At 53.1% G+C, this 3864-nt stretch carries 2 protein-coding genes and 1 other annotated feature; both genes read left to right on the top strand.

What is annotated here, in order from left to right:
- Window positions 1-245 precede the first annotated feature (245 nt).
- Window positions 246-472, top strand: a binding site (T-box leader).
- 53 nt (window positions 473-525) lie between these two features.
- Window positions 526-3180, top strand: coding sequence for a valine--tRNA ligase (locus B5D20_RS13380; protein ID WP_078666693.1), 2655 nt, complete (start codon window positions 526-528; stop codon window positions 3178-3180).
- 213 nt (window positions 3181-3393) lie between these two features.
- A partial coding sequence (locus B5D20_RS13375; RefSeq protein WP_278308394.1) for an aldehyde ferredoxin oxidoreductase N-terminal domain-containing protein occupies window positions 3394-3864 on the top strand: 471 nt, incomplete at its 3' end.

Below are 3864 nucleotides of genomic sequence, written 5' to 3'. Positions count from 1 at the left end.
GTAAATCTCCGGAAAAAACTCCCCGCACACAGTTATGCTAAATTTGTTCTTCTCGTGTTTCTCTGGCATTCCTGATCAGCTCCCCGAAACCCTGCCGGACTTTGCTGCTTCTCCAATGGATAATAGTTCCATACCTTTAATGTAGTAAAACAGTTAAATACAATCAATTCCTTATTTTCATTATACCCGCTTTGGAGCAGGTTGACAAAAGATTTCCTTTTTCATAAAATATTGTACATAATCAGGGAAAGGCAATGATGGGGAGGAGTAGGCGAGCCTACCTCGACAGAGAGGAAACCCGCAGGCTGAAAGGTTTCCGGGGGAATGCGCTGAAGGTCGCCCCAGAGCTCTGCTGTTGAAGAAAAGTAGACAGCAGCGGGTCTGCCCGTTACAGCTGTAGAGGGTTTCTCTGCTGTTCCGGCAGGGAAAAACTAAGGTGGTACCGCGGAAGCCTGGCTCTTTCGCCCTTAGGGGTGAAAGAGCCTTTTGTTTTTAGAACATATTCGTATAGAGGGGAGAGCAATTATGACCACTGCAACCAGAAGCGGCCAATTACCTACAACCTATAACCCCCAGGAAGTGGAAAGCAAATGGTATTCCCGCTGGGAGGAAAAGGGCTATTTTCATGCTGAGGTTGACAAAAACAAAGAGCCTTTCAGTATCGTGATGCCCCCGCCCAATGTGACCGGGGCTCTGCACATGGGCCATGCCCTGGATAACACCATGCAGGATATTCTCATCCGCTGGAAGCGGATGCAGGGTTACAATACCCTCTGGATGCCGGGCACTGACCATGCCGGAATTGCTACCCAGGCCAAAGTGGAGGAACAGCTGGCCAAAGAAGGTTTGTCCAAGTATGACCTGGGCCGGGAGAAATTTCTGGAACGGGTTTGGGACTGGAAAAATACTTATGGTGACCGCATTACCAAACAGTTGCGCCGCCTGGGGGCTTCCTGTGACTGGCAGCGGGAACGCTTTACTATGGATGAAGGCTGCTCTAAAGCGGTCAGGGATGTGTTTGTGGAGCTCTATAACAAAGGCCTCATTTACCGGGGCAGTTATATCATCAACTGGTGTCCCAAGTGCATGACCACCATTTCCGATATCGAGGTGGAGCACGAGGAAACAGCCGGCAAGCTCTATCACATTGCCTATCCGGTCAAGGATAGCCAGGAACGCATCATTGTAGCCACCACCCGCCCCGAAACCATGCTGGGGGACGTAGCCGTAGCCGTACATCCGGAAGATGAGCGCTATCGTCACCTGATCGGCAAAACCTTGATTCTGCCTATTCTGGGTCGGGAAATTCCGGTGATTGCTGACGAATATGTGGAAAAAGAATTTGGGACCGGGGCGGTGAAAATCACGCCAGCCCATGACCTGAATGACTTTGAAATTGGTCAGCGCCACCATTTGCCCCAGATTACTGTCATGACCAGAGAAGGTTTGATGAACGAAGAGGCCGGGCCTTACCAGGGGATGGAACGCTATGCCTGCCGGGCCCAGATAGTCAAAGATCTGGAAGCCCAGGGCTACCTGGTAAAAGTGGAAGAACATACTCATGCCGTTGGGCATTGCTACCGCTGTGATACTGTGATCGAACCCATGGTTTCACCCCAGTGGTTTGTCAAGATGAAGCCCCTGGCCGAACCGGCCATCAAGGTGGTGCAGGAAGGGAAACTGCGGTTTGTGCCGGAGCGTTTCACCAAAATCTACATCAACTGGCTGGAAAACATCAGGGACTGGTGCATTTCCCGCCAGCTCTGGTGGGGACACCGCATTCCCGTCTGGTACTGTCAGGATTGTGGGGCAGAAATCTGTGCCAAGGAAAACCCCACCAGCTGTCCGCACTGTGGCAGCACTAACCTGGAACAGGACCCCGATGTGCTGGATACCTGGTTTAGTTCCGCCCTCTGGCCCTTTTCCACCATGGGCTGGCCGGAACAGACGGAGGAACTGGCCCATTTTTATCCTACTTCAGTGCTGGTCACCGGCCGGGATATCATTTTCTTCTGGGTGGCCCGCATGATTTTCATGGGTCTCGAGTTCATGCAGGAGCGGCCCTTCAAGGAAGTTCTCATCCATGGGCTGGTGCTGGATGCTCAGGGGCGGAAGATGTCCAAATCCCTGGGTAATGGGGTTGATCCCATAGATATCATTGACCAGTACGGAGCCGATACCCTGCGCTTTATGCTGATTACCGGCAATACCCCCGGTAATGACCTGCGCTTCCAGCAGGAACGCCTGGAAGGAACCCGGAATTTTGCCAACAAGATCTGGAATGCTGCCCGCTTTGCTCTGCTCAACCTGGGGGACTTCAAGCCGGAGGAAGTGCAGCCGGAATTGGCCCTGGCTGATCGCTGGATTCTCAGCCGCCTCAATCATACCATTGAGGAAGTAACCCGGCAGCTGGATCGCTATGAACTGGGGGAAGCGGCCCGGGTTCTCTATGATTTCATCTGGAGTGAATTCTGTGACTGGTATATTGAATTGATCAAGCCCCGGCTTTACGGGAAAGAAACCCCTGGCTCCCGGGCTACGGCCCAGTGGACCCTCTGGTATGTATTGAGCCGGACTATGGAACTGCTGCATCCCTTTATGCCCTTTATCACCGAGGAAATCTGGCAGGCTCTGCCCCACCAGGGCGAAACCATCATGCTGGCTCCCTGGCCGCAGGTCAAACCGGAATACAATGATTCTGAAGCTGAAGCAGCCATGGAGCTGCTGATGGAAGCCATTCGGGCGGTGCGCAATATCCGGGCGGAGATGAATGTACCCCCTTCCCGTCAGATTGCTGCCATTCTGGCGGCCAACCGGGAGGAAAATCTGGCGGTATTGCAGGCGGGAGCCAGTTACCTCAAACAGCTGGCCGGTATCGGTGAACTGGAGCTGGTGCTGACCCTGCCGGAGAAACCGGCTCAAGCGGCGGCTGCTGTGGCTAAAGGGGTGGAAATCTACCTGCCTCTGGCCGGGCTGATTGATATCGAGAAGGAGAAAGAGCGGCTAGCCAGAGAGCTGGCCAAAGTGGAAGAAGACCTGGCCCGTGTGGAAGCCAAGCTGAACAATGAAAGCTTTGTCGCCAGGGCCCCGGCAGCGGTGGTGGAAAAGGAAAAAGCCAGAGCGGCTGAGTACCGGGAAAAAGCAGAGGCGCTAAGGGAAAGGCTTGCTGCCCTGGGGTGATGAGATAGTCAAAATAATGGAGCTGTCCCTTGCGGGGCAGCTCTTCTTGTTGCTTGTAGTTGTTTCACCTTATGTATAGCTTACATACGGGCCCAAAAGTCTCACGATTATACTGAAGAAAAAGAAAATTGCAGAAAAGAAAAGTTACCGGCAGGAAAAACCTGCCTCTGCGGCGAAATATTTACCTACATTTCGAGTAGAGGAGGGGTATTTGTGTCTAACGCTTATGCAGGCAAAATCCTGCGCATCAATTTAACTACCGGCTCTATCACCACCGAAGCCCTGCCGGTGGAGAAAGCCAGAGCCTTTCTCGGCGGCCGGGGCCTGGGGGGCCGCATGCTGGCCGAGGAAATTCCGGCTGGTATCGATCCTTTGAGTGAAGCTAACAAAATCTTTTTCATTACCGGTCCGCTTACCGGTACTTCCGCTCCGACTTCCGGACGTTACATGGTCGTCACCAAATCCCCCCTCAACAATACCATTGCCTCTTCTAACTCCGGAGGTTTCTGGGGCGCAGAACTGAAATTCGCTGGCTATGACATGGTGATTGTAGAAGGGAAAGCAGCCCAACCCGTATATATCTACATCAAGGATGACCAGGTGGAAATCCGCCCTGCCGACAAGTACTGGGGCAAACTGGTCAGTGAAACCACTGACGGACTTCTGGCTGAGGCAGGAGACGAC

Origin of the sequence: Carboxydocella sporoproducens DSM 16521, assembly GCF_900167165.1 — a bacterium.
Taxonomy (GTDB): domain Bacteria; phylum Bacillota.
This window is presented reverse-complemented; position numbering and strand designations above follow the sequence as displayed.

Coding starts and splice junctions, on each gene's coding strand:
- B5D20_RS13380 (WP_078666693.1), top strand. CDS start 526: ATGACCACTGCAACCAGAAGCGGCCAATTACCTACAACCTATAACCCC.